The 16,054-nt window shown below is 71.0% G+C and carries 14 protein-coding genes; 7 read left to right on the top strand and 7 right to left on the bottom strand.

Translation table 11 applies throughout. The features are described from left to right. A complete protein-coding gene (locus tag G4D85_RS46745) occupies nt 1-3,612 on the bottom strand; it encodes a serine/threonine-protein kinase (protein WP_164021307.1) in 3,612 nt (1,203 codons plus the stop codon). A 133-nt stretch (nt 3,613-3,745) separates the two neighbouring features. On the opposite strand from G4D85_RS46745, the gene G4D85_RS46740 reads away from it, so the two are divergent. Together G4D85_RS46740 and G4D85_RS46735 are read left to right on the top strand one after the other, a co-directional pair. Then, complete coding sequence (locus G4D85_RS46740; RefSeq protein ID WP_164021305.1) at nt 3,746-4,366, top strand: TetR/AcrR family transcriptional regulator; 621 nt, start codon at nt 3,746-3,748, stop codon at nt 4,364-4,366. Further along, entirely contained in the window at nt 4,363-5,274 is a 912-nt protein-coding gene (locus tag G4D85_RS46735; protein WP_164021303.1) for an alpha/beta hydrolase family protein, read from the top strand. Before G4D85_RS46740 ends, G4D85_RS46735 begins: the two co-directional genes overlap by 4 nt. A gap of 5 nt (nt 5,275-5,279) precedes the next feature. Here the strand turns inward: G4D85_RS46735 and G4D85_RS46730 are convergent, their stop codons facing one another. Together G4D85_RS46730 and G4D85_RS46725 are read right to left on the bottom strand one after the other, a co-directional pair. Beyond that, the gene (locus tag G4D85_RS46730) at nt 5,280-5,888 is read right to left on the bottom strand and encodes a 2-hydroxychromene-2-carboxylate isomerase (RefSeq protein WP_164021301.1); all 609 of its coding nucleotides are present in this window, start codon (nt 5,886-5,888) and stop codon (nt 5,280-5,282) included. A gap of 24 nt (nt 5,889-5,912) precedes the next feature. Further along, nucleotides 5,913-6,032 carry a hypothetical protein gene (locus tag G4D85_RS46725; protein ID WP_164021299.1) on the bottom strand — a complete coding sequence of 40 codons (120 nt, stop codon included), beginning with the start codon at nt 6,030-6,032 and terminating at the stop codon, nt 5,913-5,915. Between the two features lie 482 nt (nt 6,033-6,514). Between G4D85_RS46725 and G4D85_RS46720 the strand changes: the two genes are divergently transcribed. After that, nucleotides 6,515-6,895, top strand: coding sequence for a DUSAM domain-containing protein (locus G4D85_RS46720; protein ID WP_164021297.1), 381 nt, complete (start codon nt 6,515-6,517; stop codon nt 6,893-6,895). A 3-nt stretch (nt 6,896-6,898) separates the two neighbouring features. Here G4D85_RS46720 and G4D85_RS46715 read toward each other — a convergent pair whose 3' ends face one another. Then, complete coding sequence (locus G4D85_RS46715) at nt 6,899-8,131, bottom strand: acetyl-CoA C-acyltransferase (protein ID WP_164021295.1); 1,233 nt, start codon at nt 8,129-8,131, stop codon at nt 6,899-6,901. Between the two features lie 196 nt (nt 8,132-8,327). Here G4D85_RS46715 and G4D85_RS46710 point away from each other — a divergent pair, with 196 nt between their 5' ends. From G4D85_RS46710 to G4D85_RS46700, 3 genes are all read left to right on the top strand, one after another. Then, entirely contained in the window at nt 8,328-8,924 is a 597-nt protein-coding gene (locus G4D85_RS46710; RefSeq protein ID WP_164021293.1) for a TetR/AcrR family transcriptional regulator, read from the top strand. 177 nt (nt 8,925-9,101) lie between these two features. Beyond that, the gene (locus G4D85_RS46705) at nt 9,102-9,923 is read left to right on the top strand and encodes a hypothetical protein (protein ID WP_164021291.1); all 822 of its coding nucleotides are present in this window, start codon (nt 9,102-9,104) and stop codon (nt 9,921-9,923) included. A gap of 89 nt (nt 9,924-10,012) precedes the next feature. Beyond that, nucleotides 10,013-11,404 carry a di-heme oxidoreductase family protein gene (locus G4D85_RS46700; protein WP_164021288.1) on the top strand — a complete coding sequence of 464 codons (1,392 nt, stop codon included), beginning with the start codon at nt 10,013-10,015 and terminating at the stop codon, nt 11,402-11,404. A gap of 22 nt (nt 11,405-11,426) precedes the next feature. Here the strand turns inward: G4D85_RS46700 and G4D85_RS46695 are convergent, their stop codons facing one another. Continuing rightward, nucleotides 11,427-13,220, bottom strand: a complete 1,794-nt coding sequence (locus tag G4D85_RS46695) for an AMP-dependent synthetase/ligase (protein WP_164021286.1) — start codon at nt 13,218-13,220, stop codon at nt 11,427-11,429. A gap of 94 nt (nt 13,221-13,314) precedes the next feature. On the opposite strand from G4D85_RS46695, the gene G4D85_RS46690 reads away from it, so the two are divergent. Further along, nucleotides 13,315-13,461, top strand: a complete 147-nt coding sequence (locus G4D85_RS46690; protein ID WP_164021284.1) for a hypothetical protein — start codon at nt 13,315-13,317, stop codon at nt 13,459-13,461. A 2-nt stretch (nt 13,462-13,463) separates the two neighbouring features. Here G4D85_RS46690 and G4D85_RS46685 read toward each other — a convergent pair whose 3' ends face one another. Both G4D85_RS46685 and G4D85_RS46680 read right to left on the bottom strand, forming a co-directional pair. Continuing rightward, a complete protein-coding gene (locus G4D85_RS46685) occupies nt 13,464-14,759 on the bottom strand; it encodes a YecA family protein (protein WP_164021282.1) in 1,296 nt (431 codons plus the stop codon). 134 nt (nt 14,760-14,893) lie between these two features. Beyond that, complete coding sequence (locus G4D85_RS46680) at nt 14,894-15,973, bottom strand: oxidoreductase (protein WP_240359926.1); 1,080 nt, start codon at nt 15,971-15,973, stop codon at nt 14,894-14,896. Nucleotides 15,974-16,054: the final 81 nt, after the last annotated feature.

Here is a 16,054-nt window from a genome sequence, read left to right as displayed (position 1 = left end):
TCAAGGCGCTGCCAGGCCCCCCGAGGCCTCCTGCCGCGCCCACACGTGCATCAGGTGGGGGTTTCGCGCGAGCGCCGCATCCGCGTCCTTCCGCATGCGGTGCCCGCCGACCCCCAACGCACCGGAAGCGGGCGCCCCTAGGTCCTTCACCCTCAGCAGGCTCGCACGCAGCAGCAGCGCCTCCGCCCACTCCGGGCGCGCGGCGAGCAGCGTGTCCGCCACGCCCAGCCCCCGCTCCAGCCATGGCCCTGGAGCCTCCGCCGAGGCCTCCGCCCAGAGGGCGCGTTCACGGCAGAACTGACCGAAGGCGACCTGGTAGTCCTGGCGCCCGGGCTTGAGCTGGAGCGCCTTCTCGAAGGCCCGTGCCGCCTCCTCGAAGGCGTCGCCCGCGCGCGCCTGCTGTCCGCGTGAGGCCAGCCAGCGGGCACGCACCTCGTGGACCCGGCCCTGGAACAGCCAGGCCTGGGCCTCCTCGGGATTGCGGGCGAAGACCTCACGAAGGGCCGCGTCGGCCTTCGCCAGCGCCGGAGCCGTGTCGCGCCCATGCTCCAGTGCGAAGGCGGCGCGCAGGTGGTGCACCTTCGCCAGGTTGGCCCAGGGGTGGGCCATGCCGGGCAACAGCGCGACCGCCTCGCGGTAGGCCGCCTCGGCCGCGCGGACGTCGGACTCCGGGTCCTCGCCCAGCCTCCAGCGGTACAGCGCGCGCGCGGCATGCACCTCGCCCAGGTTGTTCTGTCCATAGCCCTGCCTGGGGGCCACGGCGATGGCCTGCACGCACATGGCCCGGGCCCGCTCCAGCAGGGAGAACGGGTCCCCTCCCCGGTCCCAGGCCTCGCGCGCCAGGTCCAGCAACACCGCGCTCCCCCCATGGTGGAACTGGGGAATGCGCGCGTTGATGGCGATGCCACGCTGGTACAGGTCCAGGGCCGTCTCCAGGTCCGGCCGGGCGTCTCCCCCCTGGCGCATGCGACGCCCGGCCAGCTCCTGGTGGAGTTGGCCTCCCAGGAAGTACGTCACGAAGTTCCCCGGGTTGAGCGCCCGCGCCTTCTCCAGCGCGACGCGGGCCCCTTCCAGGTCCCCCTCGGCGTCCGGCGCGCTCGGGAGTGTGGCCCGCGACAGATGGTTCGTCCCCAGGTTGAGCCAGGCGTCCGGCAGCTGCTCGTTCAGGCGGATGGCCTCGCGGTAGGCGTTGATGGCCCGCCCGCGAGCGGGCAGCGGGTCTCCTCCCGTGGCCTCGGCGCGGTCGGCCTGGATGCTGAAGACCAGGCCGAGCGTGGCGTGCAGCTCGTAGTCCCGCGCCTTCTCGGGGACTCCCTCCAGCGCTTCAATCGCCAGCCGCAGCGGCTCGCTGGGGTCCAGCCCCCGGGCCTCCAGGGCGCGGGCCTGGCGCCGCAGGCTCTGCCCCAGCTCCTTGCGCGCCTTGACGGGCTCGGAACGCAGGGCCAGCGCCTCCCTCGCGGCGGCCATCGCCTTCTGGAGGAGCGCCTCGACATCCTCGCCCCGCATCATCCCGTGCTCCGCCAGCCGGTTGTGGAAGCGCGCCTCCAGCACCTTCGCCCACGCGGAGCCGGCATCGACCGCGAGCGCCCGCGCCACCGCCTCCAGGCCCCGCGTGTAGGGCGGAAGGACGTCCCCCCGGCCATACAGCTCCATCACCAGCGCCGTGTACTCCAGCCTCGCCAGCGCGAAGTGGACCTCGGGCACGCTCTCGGCAGTGGCGGCGGCGTCCGCGCAGGCCCGGCGGCCGGCCTCCAGGTCCGCCAGCGCCCCGTCCCGGTCCCCCGTGTTCCAGCGCCGCGCGGCCCGCGTCTGGAGGATGTCGCCGCGCAGCAGGTGCGCCTCGTGGAACCACGCCCGCCGCTGCCCCGCGGTCTCCAGCCGTGCCAGCGCCTCGTCCAGCCGGTCTTCATAGAAGGCGAGCAGCGCCGCGACATAGTCCGGGGAGGGCACCTCCGCGCCCTCGCTCGCGCGCAGCCAGGTCAGGGCCGGCTCGCGGTAGTCGCGCGCCAGGGCCTCGCGGCGCGCCGTGCGCTGGGTGGCGTCCGACAGGCGCTCCACGTCCAGCAGCGCCTCCTGGTACAGGTGGCCCACCACCAGCGCCAGCGCCCAGGCGACGCGAGGCTCGCGGTAGCCCTCGCGCCACGCGGCCTCCAGGTGTCCGCGCGCCGTGGCCTCGTCGCCCAGGGCCAGGAAGCCGCGCCCCAGCGCGTACTGCCCCGGCCCGGCGCCCAGGGCACCCGCCTCGCGCACCTCCCCCGCAAGCGCCTCCAGGCGCGCGCGCAGCTCCTCGCGGTCCTCGCGCGTGTCATGCAGCCGGGACAGGCCGGAGTAGCGGGCCAGCGCCTCGACTCGCTCCACCTGCTCGGTGAAGCGTCGGGCCAGGCGCTCGCGCCGGGCGGCCTCCTGGCGGGTGTACGCGGCCTGTCCCAGCGCGGCGCCGGTCAGCACCAGCGCCACGGTGACGACGCTGGCGAGCACCCGGTGCTTGCGCAGCCGCTTGCGCAAGCGGTAACCCGGCCCGGCGGAGCGCGCGCGCACGGGCGCTCCCGAAACGAAGCGCTCCAGCTCCTCGGCCAGCTCCCGCGCCGAGCCGTAGCGGGCGCCGCGCTCCTTCTCCAGGCACTTGAGGACGATGGCCTCCAGGTCCACGGGAATGTCCGCGTCCAGCGCGCGCGGCGGCCGGGGCTCCACGGTGGCCACGTTGGCGAGCACCTCCAGGGCATTGGCTCCAGAGATGGGGGCCTGGTTCGTCAGCAGGTGGTACAGCGTGGCGCCCAGGCTGTAGACGTCCGCGCGCCTGTCCAACCGGGACACCTCGCCCCGGGCCTGCTCGGGGGCCATGTAGTGCGGCGTGCCCAGCACGGAGCCGGTGGCGGTGACGCCCTCCTTCCAGTCCCGCGCCAGGCCGAAGTCCATGACGTAGGGCCGGAGCCGGCCGTCCTCGGCGCGCTCCACCAGGATGTTGGAGGGCTTGATGTCCCGGTGGATGAGCCCGGCCCGGTGGGCGGCATGAACGCCCTCGGTGACGTCGCGCATCACCAGTGCCTTCTGCTCCACGGTGAGCTCGGGCGCGAGCAGATGGAGCGGCTGGCCGTCCACGTACTGCATGGCGATGTAGGGGTGGCCCTGGACCTCGCCCACCTCGTACACCTTGCACACGCGCTCATGCTCCACGCGCGCCTGCGCGGAGGCCTCGCCCAGCAGGCGGCGCACCAGCTCGGGTGCGGAGCCGATGACGAACTTCAGGGCGACCTGGCGGCGCAGGCGTGGGTCATACGCGAGGAAGACCTTGCCCATGCCGCCCTGGCCCAGGAAGCGCACGGGCTGGTAGCGCTCCCACCCGGGCACCGGGAAGGCGGGCCCGGCGTCGGGGCGCTCCGCGAGAGGGGGGCTTCCCGCGAGCGACATCGTCGCGGCGGCATCCTGTGCCGGAGCAGGAGGCACCCCGCCCAGCAACGGAGCGACCACCGCCTCGGACACGCGGCCCCGCTCCACGAGCAACTCCAGCAGCCCCCGCCCCCGCCGGCGAGCCTCCTCCAGCAACGCGTCCGCCTCTTCGCGCGAGACGAACCCCTCCGCCAGCGCGATGCGGAGCTCGGCTTCCAGGTCCATGTGAAGGATTTCCCCCGTGGAGGCAAAACCCTACCACGCCTCCGCGACCGGCTCGCCGGCAGCCCTGCAAGGGCAGCAGGCGAGCGGCGGCCGGCATTTGACTAGAACGGGATTCTAGAACCATATTCTAGTCATGGAGAAGGAACGTCGAAGCGCGGTGGGGGAGCGAAGCCGCCGCGCCATCCTGGATGCGGCGCTCGAGTGCTTCACCCGGCTGGGGTGGGCGGCGACGACCATCGAGGACATCCGCAAGGTGAGCGGGGCCAGCGTGGGCAGTGTCTACCACCACTTCGGAGCGAAGGAGGGCATCGCGGTGGCGCTGTACATCGACTGCCTGCGCCAGCATCAGGAGGCGCTGCGCGCGCGCCTGGAGCGTGAGCACGACGCGGAGGGCTTCGTGCGAGCAGTCGTCACCCACCACATCGCCTGGTCGCGAGCGAACCCGGAGGCCGCGCGCTATCTCATCCAGATGCGCCGGGACGAAGCTGTCTCCGCGGCGGAGCCGGAGGTCCAGGAAGCCACGGGAGGCTTCGTGCGCGACGGCTACGCGAGGCTGAAGGAATACGCGAAGGAGGGACACCTCCTCCGCCTCCCGACGACGGCGTATCTGCCCCTGCTGATCGGGCCCGCGCAGGAGCTGCTCCGCTACTGGGCCAGCGGTCGGGGCGAGCTGAAGGCCGGCATTGAGAAGGTCCTGGCCGACGCCGCCTGGAAGAGCCTGCGCCCCGAGTCACCCGCCGGGAGGTCGTCATGATGCTCGGAAGCGAAGCCCCCTCCCCCGCCCCGGTGCGAGTCGAGGAGGTCCAGGTCCTCGCGAGAGACGGCCAGCCGCTGGCGGCGACGATGTACCAGGGAAACTGGAGCAACGGAGTCGCCCTTCAAATCAACCCGGGAACGGCGGTGCCGCGCCGGTACTACGACGCCTTCGCGCGCTACCTCGCGGACCGGGGCTTCGGAGTCCTCACCTACGACTACCGGGGTATGGGGGGCTCACGGATGGAGGAGGAGGCGCTCCGTGAAGCGCGCTTCCAGGACTGGGGCGAGCGGGACGCACCCGGCGTCACGGACTGGCTCGCCACGCGCTTTCCGCGGCACCGGCTCGCGGTGGTGGGCCACTCGGCGGGAGGTCAGATGCTGGGGCTCGCGGACACGGTGTCTCGCTTCCGTGCCGTGCTGCTGATTGGCTCGTCGCACGGCTGGTGGAGGAACTGGCGGGGCCGCGACGCGCTACAGCTTGCGCTGACCTGGTACGTGGTGACGCCCCTCTCGCTGGCGACGCTGGGCTACTTCCCGGGAAAACTCTTCGGCATGGGGAACCTGCCGGCGGGAATCGCAAAGCAGTGGGCTCGTTGGTGCCGCAGCCCCCACTACGTGTCCGACGACAGCGGCGAACCGCTGAGGCCCTACAACGAGCAACTCCGAGTGCCGCTGAGGCTCTACAGCTTCACGGACGACGAGTACGCGCCGGAGGCCGCGGTCCGGGGCCTGCTCGACTACTACCCCCGAGCCCACCGCGAGCATGTGCGCCGCACCCCGGCAGAGCTTGGAATGGAGCGCATCGGCCACTTCGGCTGGTTCCGCTCCACGATGCCGAGAGCCGCCTGGGACGAAGCGGCGGACTGGCTCGAAAGGATGGCGCTGCGGGAAGCCACCTCGGGATAGCCCGCCTACGCCCGGCCGTCGTCCAGGGCCCAGGCGATGGCGTCAGCGATGCGGTCCTGTCCGAAGAACAGCTCGCCCCGGGTGACGCAGTTCGGAGCACCGAAGATGCCCAGCGCAGCGGCCTGGTCGGTGCTCGCGCGAAGCCGCGCCTTGCTCTCCTCGGTGACGGCCGCCGCCAGCACGGGCTCGGCCTCGACACCGAGCCCCCGCAGCAACTCAGCAATGACAACCGACTGCGAGATATCGCGATCCTCTGCGAAGTTGGCGCGGAACACGGCGCGGATGAAGTCCCCGAGCCACGGCTGATGCTCGCCAGCGCAGGCCACACGGGAGGCGAGCACGGTGCCACGAGGGAACACGCTCGGCCGGCGCCAGGGCAGGCCATGCTTCGCGCACAGCCGCTCCAGGTCGCGCCACATGTACCGACCGCGAACAGGATTCGCATTGAACGGCGAGTCCTTGATACCGAGCTGCGCGGTGAAGAGAGGCCCCAGGAGGAACGGCTTCCACACGAGCGGGACGCCGGCGGCCCGGCACTCCTCTTCGATGCGCAGGGCACCCACGTACGAGTAGGTGCTCCCGAACTCGAACCAGAACTCCAGCGGCGCGACCATGTAGAGACCTCCTGGAGCGGAGGTCTACACGCGCTCCAGCACCGCCGCCACCGCCTGACCGCCACTGGTGCACAGCGCCGCCACGGCCACCGTCCCGCCGCGCCGCTCCAGCTCATCCACGGCCGTGCCCACCAGCAGGCTCAAGCCATTTCTCCCTGGCTACGCCACGGGCGCTTCCATACGTTGCGCCGACATGAAGCGCATGCTTCTTTTCGCCGCAGTCATCCCATGGGGGCTCGTTGCGTCGGGCTGCGCGACGGCGGCCTCGGCGGCATGCCGTCCCGGAGACTCAACGATAGCCTGTTGCGTCAAGAAGTTCCCCCTGACACCTGCGGAGAGCTGTGCCGCATCTCAGGATGAAATCTTGCTCGCCTTGGTGGCCATGGAGGCCGCCTTCGCAGCTGCGCAGCCGTCCGATGAGGCGGATGAGGCCCCCTCCGAGGACGACTTCGCCAACAACGCCCCGCTACCGGAGTGGAAGCAGGACTGCATCCGCAACTTCGTACGCTGCAAGACGAAGCCGGACTGGGTAGGTCCCTGCTACGCCTGCCTGCGACGGTGTGAGGGCCAGCAACAATGGCCGTTCTCTATGTGCGAACCTCGCGGGAAGGCAAAGAGGTGAAGCGGTGCGGGACTTCGACGCGGACTGGAATCAAATCTGGACTCTCGACAACCAGGTTCAGCGGGGTCTGCCGCTGGCCCTCACCGACGAGCTGTGCGACCTGTTGCGGCGCACCGCGCCTACGGTAGCCATCAGCTCGGCCGAGGTAGACGCGGCCCTCGCGAGCGCGAAGCTCACCACCGCACTGCTCCAGGACATCGCGGCACGCATCCGCGAGGGCTCTCACCGGCTCTCACGAGCCCTGGACCGGATGTACACCCGTGAAGAAAAGGGGGACCTCGACGGAGCACGGCAGCAGATGCAAGACCTGCTCGCCATCGAAAAGGTCCCCCATTACCGGAGCATCGCCGAAGGCCAACTGGAGCGGCTGGACGACCTGACGTAGCGACTACACGCGCTCCAGCACCGCCGCCACCGCCTGACCGCCGCTGGTGCACAGCGCCACCACTGCCACCGTCCCGCCGCGCCGCTCCAGCTCATCCACGGCCGTGCCCACCAGCATGCTCCCGGTGGCACCCAGCGGGTGTCCCAGGGCAATGGCGCCACCGTTGACGTTGACGCGCTCCAGGTCCACCTCCAGCGCCCGCGCCGTCTGCAGGACCACGGCCGCGAAGGCCTCGTTGATTTCCCACAGGTCCACGTCACGCGCCGTCATGCCCGCGGCCTTGAGCGCCTTGAGCGCGGCGGGAGCCGGCCCGGTGAGCATCAGCACGGGGTCACTCCCCACGGCGGAGAAGGCCCGCACCCGAGCGCGAGGCTTCAGCCCATGCGCCCGCACATACTCACCGGAGGCCACCAGCATCGCCCCCGCGCCATCCACGATGCCGCTGGACGTACCCGCCGTGTGCACGTGCCGCACCTCGCGAGCCCGAGGCCACGCGCGCACCGCCAGCGCATCCAGCGTCTCCCCGCCGGGCCCCGCCACCTGCGCCCCCAGCTGCATGAAGGAAGCAGAGAGCGCCGCCAGCTTCTCGCGAGTGGTGTCCGCGCGAGGAGAGTCATCCGCGGCCAGCAGCACGTCACCGGAGTCCGGGTCCTTCACCGGGAACAGGCTCCGGCCGAATCGCCCCTCCGCCTGAGCCCGGACGGCGAGCTGCTGCGAGCGCAGACCAAACGCATCCAGCTCCTCGCGAGAGAACCCCTCCAGGGTGGCGATGAGGTCGGCGGAGATGCCCTGGGGCACCTGGAACAGCTTCTCCCGAAGCCGGGTATTCCCCCCATCCGTCCCGCCGCCATCGGCGTTGAGTCCCAGCCGGCTCATCTGCTCGACGCCACCGGCCACGACGAGCCGCTGCGCGCCCGAGGCCACGCCCATGGCGGCCAGCGACAGCGCCTGAAGGCCCGAGCCGCAGAAACGGTTGAGAGTGAAAGCCGGCACGGAGATGGGCCAACCGGCGGCCAGCACGGCCTGACGGGCGATGTTGGCGCCCTGGGCCTCCACCTGGGACACGCAGCCAATCACCACGTCGTCGATGTCCGACACGTCCACGGCCGTGCGAGCCGGAAGCTGTCGCAGCGTCTGGGCCAGCAGCTCCTGCGGATGCAGCCCGCTGAGCGCGCCCTTCCCCGGCTTCGCCCGGGCCCTCGGAGTCCGGACCGCATCCAGAATGTACGCATCCATCGGCAAACCCCTCCCACGCGCGGCGAGGCCTCGTGCCCCGGCCGTCGCACCTTACCATATTGTGACCATAATATGGTCTCAACCCCAAGGAGCTGCCGGGCGCCAGGACAGCACGCTTCCCAGCAATGTCCCGTCCCGGGTGCTACATCCACACACCGAAGGATGCATATAATGTGGAGCAGCGAGGAGACATCGGATGGGACATCCCCCGGAGCAGAAGCAGGCCACGCACGAGCGAATCCTGGAGGCGGCGGGGGTGCTCATCCGCCGGCAGGGGTTCTCGGGGACGAGCGTGGAGCACGTGATGCGCGCCGCCGGGCTGACGGTGGGCGGCTTCTATGCGCACTTCGGCTCGAAGCAGGCGCTGCTCATCGAAACACTCACGCGCCTCATGGGAAGGCGGCGGGAAGAGTGGTTCCAGGGGCTGGAGGACCTGCGAGGCGCGGAGTGGCTGAGCCACATCGTGAGGCGCTACCTCTCCCGGGCGCACCGTGACGCGGAGGTTCCCGCGTGTGTGATGCCGGCGGCGCTCTCGGACGTGGTTCGCGGAGAGCCGGCGCTGAAGGAGACACTCTCCCAGCAGGTGGAATTGATGGTGGAGGGCATCGCCGCGAACCTCTCCGGAGACGCCCGAGCGAGCGCACGGGAGCGAGCCTTGGCGACCTACGCGCTCTGCATCGGAACGCTGAGCCTCGCGAGGGCGACGGCGGGGACGCCCCTCTCCGACGAGCTACTCATGGCGGCCCGCCGTGCCTCCGTGCTGCTGGCTGAAACAACCGAGCCCCAGTCCTGACGCGCTCACTGCGCGCCCTGCCCTCCGCTGTAGCCAGTCCCGTTACAAAGCCACGCGAGACTGTGGCCATTCACGTCACTCGCGCCGCTCCGTCCGCCAGTGGGCGCGCATGGCATGACACTTGAAGCAGCAAATACCTGCATCCAGGGATTCCCCTTGGAACATCAGGAGTCGTCCATGCGTCTGTCACTGAATCTCCGCGCCGCGCTCAGCGCCGCACTGCTCGCCCTTCTCGTCCCGATCAGCCAGGCCCAGGCGCAGGACTGCGTGAAGTTCCAGGACCTGAATCACTGCGGCATTGGCGCGGCCAAGGTGAGCGCCACGGAGAAGGGCGTTCGCATCGACGTTCCCCAGGCCACCGGCAAGGATGGCGTTGCCATCCACCTGCCGTCGGCCGCGGCCTGGACGGCGGAGATTGTCTCCGACGGCGCCCAGCGCAACCTGTTCACCGCCGTGGCTGAGGGCGAGCCCGTCAGCACCACCACCGTGGACTCGCAGGCGGACCGGACCACCTACTCCGCGACCTTCACCGGCTCGGGCGAGAACACCACCTACTCCGTCATCGCGTACTACAACGGCCGGCTCCAGGCCGCCGTCGGCGGCGTCCGGAGCGGCGAGCAGGGCGCGGTGGGCATGATGATTCCCGGTGGGAACTGGACGCCGAGCTGCCGTCCCCGCACGCAGACGTACGACGCGTGTCTCAGCAGCTGCTACGCGAACGGCTACTCCAACTGCAATTACTGCAGCACCCCGTGCCGCCCCTACGTGGGCTTCGGCAACGCGGCGGCCAACAGCGCCTGCTTCTGGACGCTCGCCGTCGCCGAGCCGGCGGTGCGACTGCCGAACGGCCAGATTGTCCGCGCCGACCGGATCGTCCTGCACGAGGAGGTCTCGGGCCCGTCCAACTACCCGTACCTGAGCTTCAACCGTATCGACCTGCAGACCACGGCGCGCTCGACGGTCATCACCGCCGAGTCCGTCACGCCGGCTGGCAAGTAGTCATGCTGTAGCGGTCCGGGGAGGGAGCAGGTCGCTCCCTCCCTGGCCGTTGACACCGGTTCGAGCCAATCCCTCCGATGCGAGCCCCCATGAAGGCAATCTGGTGTCTATCGGCCCTGCTGCTCACCGCGGGGGCTCCCCGGCAGGAAGCGCCGGTGCCGGACTCGCGCTCGACGGAGGCCCCCGGGCGCGCGGAGGACACGGCGCTCTCCGGCGGAAGCACGACGGTGTTCGACACCTCCCACAACGCCTTTGGCCGCGCGCTGGGGAATCTGGATCCCGCGCGCTGGTACCAGATGCGCGACGGCAAGCAGCTGTTCACGAGGGACTGGGCGGCTCATGGGGAGGGCCGGGTGGGAGCGCTGACGAACGCCACGGGGTGCGGCTCCTGCCACTTCAAGGACGGCCGCGGCCGGCCTGCTCCGGACGTGGGCACGGAGGCGCCGCTGCTCGTCCGGCTGAGCGTACCGTCGCCGGACGCGCCCGCGGGGCACCCCGAGCCCGTGTATGGCGGTCAGCTCAATGACCGGGGCGTCCCGGGAGTCCCGGCCGAGGGCGCGGTCCAGGTCTCCTATACGGAGCTGAAGGGCCGCTACGCCGATGGGACGCCGTACACCCTGCGCAAGCCCCGCTATCGCATCACCCGGCTGGGCTACGGCCGGCTGTTGCCGAACGCCATGATGTCTCCCCGCATCCCCGCCCAGGTCTTCGGGCTCGGCCTGCTCGAGGCCATACCCGAGGAGGCCATCCTCGCCCTGGCGGATGCCGAGGACCGCGACGGCGACGGCGTCTCCGGCCGACCGAACCGGGTCATCAGCGCGCGCACGGGAAAGGCCGAGCTGGGCCGCTTCGGCTGGAAGGCCAATCAACCCTCGCTGGAGCAGCAGGTGGCGAGCGCCTTCTCCGAGGACCTCGGGCTGACGTCGCCGCTGAAGCCTGGCAGCAACTGCACGGCGAAGCAGGCGTCCTGTCTGGCCCAGGCGCCCGCGCAATCGCCCGCGGTGTCCGAGCACGAGCTCGAGAGGACGACGCTGTACCTCCGGCTCCTCGCCGTCCCGGCGCGCAGAGGTGTGGCGGAGCCCGCGGTGGTGAAGGGGGAAGCGCTCTTCCAGCAGGCGGGCTGCGCCACCTGCCACCACGCCAGCTTCAAGACGGGAGACGTCACCGACGTCCCGGAGCTGGGGAATCAGACGGTCCGCCCCTACACGGACCTGCTGCTACATGACCTGGGGCCGGAGCTGGCCGACAGCCGCCCGGACTCGGAGGCGAGCGGCTCCGAGTGGAGGACGCCTCCGCTGTGGGGCCTGGGGTTGCTGGAGGTGGTCAGCAAGCAGGTCCGCCTGCTCCATGACGGCCGCGCGCGAGGCTTCGAGGAGGCCATCCTCTGGCACGGCGGCGAGGCCGCCGCTTCGCGCGAGCGCTTCAAGGCGCTCGACAAGTCCGAGCGGGAAGCACTCGTCGCGTTCCTGCGCTCACTCTGACGAGGGCGGAGCTCGAGGGCCCTCACGGCTGCGCGTACATCGCCGAGATGACGGACGCGTAGCGCTGGGTGACGAGCCCGCGCTTCACCTTCAGCGAGGGTGTCAGCTCGTCGCTCTCCACGGTGAAGTCGTTCGGCAGGATGGCGAACTCGCGGATGGCCTCGGCGCGCGACACGGGCCGGTTCGCATCCTCGATGGCGTGCTGGAGCTCCGCACGCAGCTCCGGCGTGCCCACGAGCTGCTCCACGGTTTGCCCGCTCCTGCCATGCTCGCCCGCCCAGTCGCGGAGGCGCTCTGCGTCCAGCGTCACCAGGGCGGCCACGAAGGGCAGGCCGTCGCCGACGACGACGGCCTGGCTCACCAGCGGGTGGGCCCGGAGGCGCTCTTCCAGGGGCGCCGGGGCCACGTTCTTGCCTCCCGCCGTGACGAGCAGCTCCTTCTTGCGCCCGGTGATGCGCAGGTAGCCGTCCTCGTCCAGCGAGCCGAGGTCCCCCGTGCGCAGCCACCCGTCCGGGGTGAGGGTGTCACGCGTGGCGGCCTCATTGTGCCAGTAGCCCTCGAACACCTGGGGCCCGCGCGCCAGGACTTCGCCGTCGTCCGCGATGCGCAGGGTGGTGCCAGGCAGGGGCCGTCCCACCGAGCCGGGCTTCCATGCGCTGTGGACGTTGAGGGTCAGCACCGGGCTCGACTCCGTGAGGCCGTAGCCCTCGAGCACCTCCACGCCCACGCCATCGAAGAAGCGCGTCAGCCGCTCACTCAGCGGACCTCCCCCGGACACGGCGAAGCGCAGCCGCCCGCCGAACGCCGCGCGCAGCCGCCGGTAGACGAGCCGGTCCAGGACCGCGTGCAGCACCCGCGTGCGCAGCGCGAGGTGCCCCCCGGCGCGCTCGCGCGAGGTCCGGATGGCCACCTCCTCCGCCAGGGAGAACGCCTTCTCCTTGCCCGCGCTCCAGGCGCGGCGCTGTGCCCCGTGGAAGATCTTCTCGAAGACGCGTGGCACCGCCACCATCCAGTCGGGGCGCACCAGCAGCAGCTCCTCGTTCAGCTGGGAGATGCCGCTGGAGAAGGCCACCTCCGCCCCGAGTTCCAGGGACAGCAGGAAGAGGATTTTCGCCAGGGAATGGGCCAGCGGGAGGAACAGCAGCGTGCGGTCCTCCGGGCGAAGCATGCCCTGACCCAGCTGGAGGACCTGCCGCACGTTGGCGCGCAGGTTGCCATGGCTCAGCATGCAGCCCTTGGGGCGGCCCGTCGTCCCCGAGGTGTAGATGATGGTGGCGAGTGAGCTGGCTCGCAGGCCCGCCAGCCGCTCCTCCACGCGCCCGGCGTCCACGCCCTCCCCGAGGCGCATCAGGTGCTCGAACGCCCCCTCGTCGATGACGAACGTCTGGCGGCACCGGGGCAGCCGCTCCGCCACGGACTGGAAGACGGCGTGCATCTTGTGGTGCTCGAAGAAGGCGACCTCCGCTTCACTGTCTTGGACAATCCATTCCACCTGGTCGGCGGAGGAGGTGTCGTAGATGGGGACGGTGACGCCTCCAGCCATCAGGATGGCGAAGTCGAGCAGTGCCCACTCCAGGCGGGTGCGCGACATCAGCGCCACGCGCTGGCCCGGCTCGACGCCAATCGCCAGCAGCCCGCGGGCGAGCCGGCGCACGGTCTGCTCCACCTCGCGGGCGGTATGCGTCACGAACCGCGCACCGGACCGGGAGGCCAGGAGTGCTCGCTCCGGAGTGAGCCGGGCATGGTCCAGGAGTGGCCGCAGCAGGTGGGCATCCTCCGCGAGCACCGCGTCTCCCGTCCCCGTCGTCTCCTTCATGATGGCTTCCCCCTTCGTCACAATGCACACCCCGGCGCGTCGGCGCGTCCCCGGGAGGCGGACTGCCAGGGGCTCGCTCCGTGCCCTACCGCGCGTGCCCACCCTCTTCGCGGGAGGCCCGCTGGACGAGCTCCAGGTGGGCACGGACGTCACGGTGGTCTACGACGCCGCGGACTCACGCAAGCACACGCTCGACGTGGACCACGTGAGGCGGGCGGACGCCGCGCTCCGCCGCCTCTGACTTCAGACGGTCTCGGTCCGCAGCGTCACGGGGTGCTCGCGCAGCCACTCCTGGCAGCGCTGGATGCGAGCGGCGGCAGCGGGCATGCCCATGCTGTTGAGCAGCTCGCGGTAGGGCTCGAAGCTCTCCGGAGTCCAGGTGGTGAGGGCCTTGAGGTCGGCGAGCATGACCATCTCCTCGGCCGAGCGGCCCACGGCCTCCTGCCGTGAGGTGAGCAGCGCGGCGAGCGTCATGCGAGCAGGCTCGGCCTCGAAGGCGATGGCGGTATCCATGAAGGCGGCGCGAGCGGCCTCATCGGCGGAAGCCTCCTTGGCCTTCTCGCGCAGGCGTCCCAGCAGGCCCGAGAGGAAGTCCGGGTCGAGGGCACCCTTCACCGCGCGCATCAGCGTGGTCACCGCTTCGCGCCGTGTCTCCGGCCCCGCGTCCTGCGGGAGGGACTTCAGCGCCTGCATCGGCTCCCAGAGGACACAGGTGAGCCACAGCTCCTCCTCCGGGGCGAAGACGGGAGGCGACGAGGGCTCTCGCAAGCGGGCCTCGACGCGGGCGGCGCGCTCCTTGGCCTCGCGGGCGATGCGCTCGGCGATGCCGGGGTCCGACTGCACGTACCGCAGCAGCGCGTCCACATCGCCGTCGCGAGCCTGCTGAAGGGCCTCGCGAGCCTCGGGAGGGAGGGTCTCCTCTGCGAAGCCGCCGGCGAGAGCCTCGTACTTCTTCACCAGCTCGGCGTGCTTGGCGCTCCACTCGCGGAACTGGACGTCGAAGACGACGTCGAGCACGGGGATGTCCTCCGGGCGGGCGCGGCCGAGCCGCTTGGACGCGGAGGCGAACAGGACGCCGACGCACAGTGCCTGCCTGTCGCTGGCGGAGCGACCGGGCTCGGAGGCGCGGGCAATGAGGGCGGTGCCGAGCTGCTCCAGGAACGCGGGAGTCCCGAGCTTGCGCACGGTGCCCACGAGCAGCTCGCGTCGGGCGCTGGCGGCGTCCTGGCCTTCCTTCTCGGACAGCAGGGCCAACTCGGGGCCGACGTGGTCGGCGAAGGCCTTGGCGTCGAAGCGCAGGCCGGGAGCGGGGCCCCACTCGGCGAGCAGCGCGCCCAGGCGCACGAGGCAGCCGGACAGGCGGGAGGTGTCGGAGTCCCCGAGCACCTCCATGGCGGCCTTGAGGTCCTCGGCGAGGGGGTGTGCGGCGGGGGGCGGCGGCGCGGCCTTCGCCCGGTCCTCGGCGGCGTGGCAGGCCTTGTATTTCAGGCCGCTCCCACAGGGGCACGGGTCATTGCGGCCGGGCTTCTTCGAGCTCAAGGGTTCCTCACATGCACAGCGGCGGTGGAGTCGATGGATACCGTAGCAGCTGGCCTCCAGCTGCACGCGAGAAGCGTGAGCCGACTGTCCAGCGTCCTCCAGCCGGACTCAGCGTCCAGCAACAGGCCAGCGGCTCACTCCAAGCGGACGGAGTCGGCCGCGAACGAGGCCCGCTCCTCCTCGGTAAGGTCCGGCCGCTGCGCACAACCAGACTCGGAGGCCCGGACCGCGGCCTCCATCACCGCGACCACGGCCAGCGCTTGCGCGGGAGTCACGGGGTTCGCCCCCCTCCCCTCCACCGCATCCCGAAGCGCACGGTAGTACTGGCGATAGTCGCCAGGGGGCGAGACCGAGGAACGCTCCACCCCCGTCGCACCGTCCACCAACCGCCCTGGTGATGGGTCCACGCCCCACCCCGGAGCGCCGGGAGCCTCATCCGCGCGCAACCGGTCCTCCTGGGCATCCATCCCATACTTGAGCCAGGAGCCCCGGGTGCCATGCACCGCGAACCGGGGCATGCCGCCCGCCACGAGCATGGAAGCCTGAAGCACGACCTTCCGCTCCGGGTACACGAGGGTGACCTGGCACCAGTCATCCACCTGAGCCCCATCGCGGTGCCGCGCCAGGGCCCCCATCACGGAGTCCGGCAGCCCAAAGAGCTGCAGCGCCTGGTCGACCAGGTGCGGCCCCAGGTCGAACCAGACGCCAGCGCCCGGAAGCACCTGCTCGCGCCAGCGCTGGCGAACCTCCGGACGGAAGCGGTCGAACCGCGACTCCACATGCGTCACCCGCCCCAGGACGCCCTCGGCAAGCACTGCCCGAAGCGCGAGGAAGTCACTGTCCCACCGCCGGTTGTGAAACACGGAGAGCACCCGCCCCCGCTCCCGAGCCAGCGCACACAGCGAGCGAGCCTCTGCCAGTGTGACGGTGAACGGCTTGTCGACCACGACCTGCTTCCCGGCCCGGAGCGCGGCCTCGGCAAGCGGAGCATGGCTCGCATTGGGCGTGGCGATGACGACGAGGTCCACCTCCGGATGCGTGGCGGCCTCCAGCGCGGAGGCCACCACCGACACCTCCGGCAGTCGAGCCAGCACATTCTCACGCTGACTTGACGCCACGACGCGCAGCTCCAGCCCCTCCACGGCGCGAATCAGCGGAGCATGGAACGTCCGCCCCGCGAAGCCATGACCCAGCAGTGCGACCCGGATACTCATGTTCTGGGTTCCTACCATCACCGCAAGGAGGCGCTCCATGCGTCTGCCCTACGTGGTCAACCCGTCCCGCCGCACATGAGC

It is taken from the genome of Pyxidicoccus trucidator, assembly GCF_010894435.1.
Taxonomy (GTDB): Bacteria; Myxococcota; Myxococcia; order Myxococcales; family Myxococcaceae; genus Myxococcus; species Myxococcus trucidator.
This window is presented reverse-complemented; position numbering and strand designations above follow the sequence as displayed.

Coding starts and splice junctions, on each gene's coding strand:
- G4D85_RS46730 (WP_164021301.1), bottom strand. CDS start 5,888: ATGGTCGCGCCGCTGGAGTTCTGGTTCGAGTTCGGGAGCACCTACTCG.
- G4D85_RS46735 (WP_164021303.1), top strand. CDS start 4,363: ATGATGCTCGGAAGCGAAGCCCCCTCCCCCGCCCCGGTGCGAGTCGAG.
- G4D85_RS46695 (WP_164021286.1), bottom strand. CDS start 13,220: ATGAAGGAGACGACGGGGACGGGAGACGCGGTGCTCGCGGAGGATGCC.
- G4D85_RS46740 (WP_164021305.1), top strand. CDS start 3,746: ATGGAGAAGGAACGTCGAAGCGCGGTGGGGGAGCGAAGCCGCCGCGCC.
- G4D85_RS46715 (WP_164021295.1), bottom strand. CDS start 8,131: ATGGATGCGTACATTCTGGATGCGGTCCGGACTCCGAGGGCCCGGGCG.
- G4D85_RS46705 (WP_164021291.1), top strand. CDS start 9,102: ATGCGTCTGTCACTGAATCTCCGCGCCGCGCTCAGCGCCGCACTGCTC.
- G4D85_RS46710 (WP_164021293.1), top strand. CDS start 8,328: ATGGGACATCCCCCGGAGCAGAAGCAGGCCACGCACGAGCGAATCCTG.
- G4D85_RS46745 (WP_164021307.1), bottom strand. CDS start 3,612: ATGGACCTGGAAGCCGAGCTCCGCATCGCGCTGGCGGAGGGGTTCGTC.
- G4D85_RS46680 (WP_240359926.1), bottom strand. CDS start 15,973: ATGAGTATCCGGGTCGCACTGCTGGGTCATGGCTTCGCGGGGCGGACG.
- G4D85_RS46700 (WP_164021288.1), top strand. CDS start 10,013: ATGAAGGCAATCTGGTGTCTATCGGCCCTGCTGCTCACCGCGGGGGCT.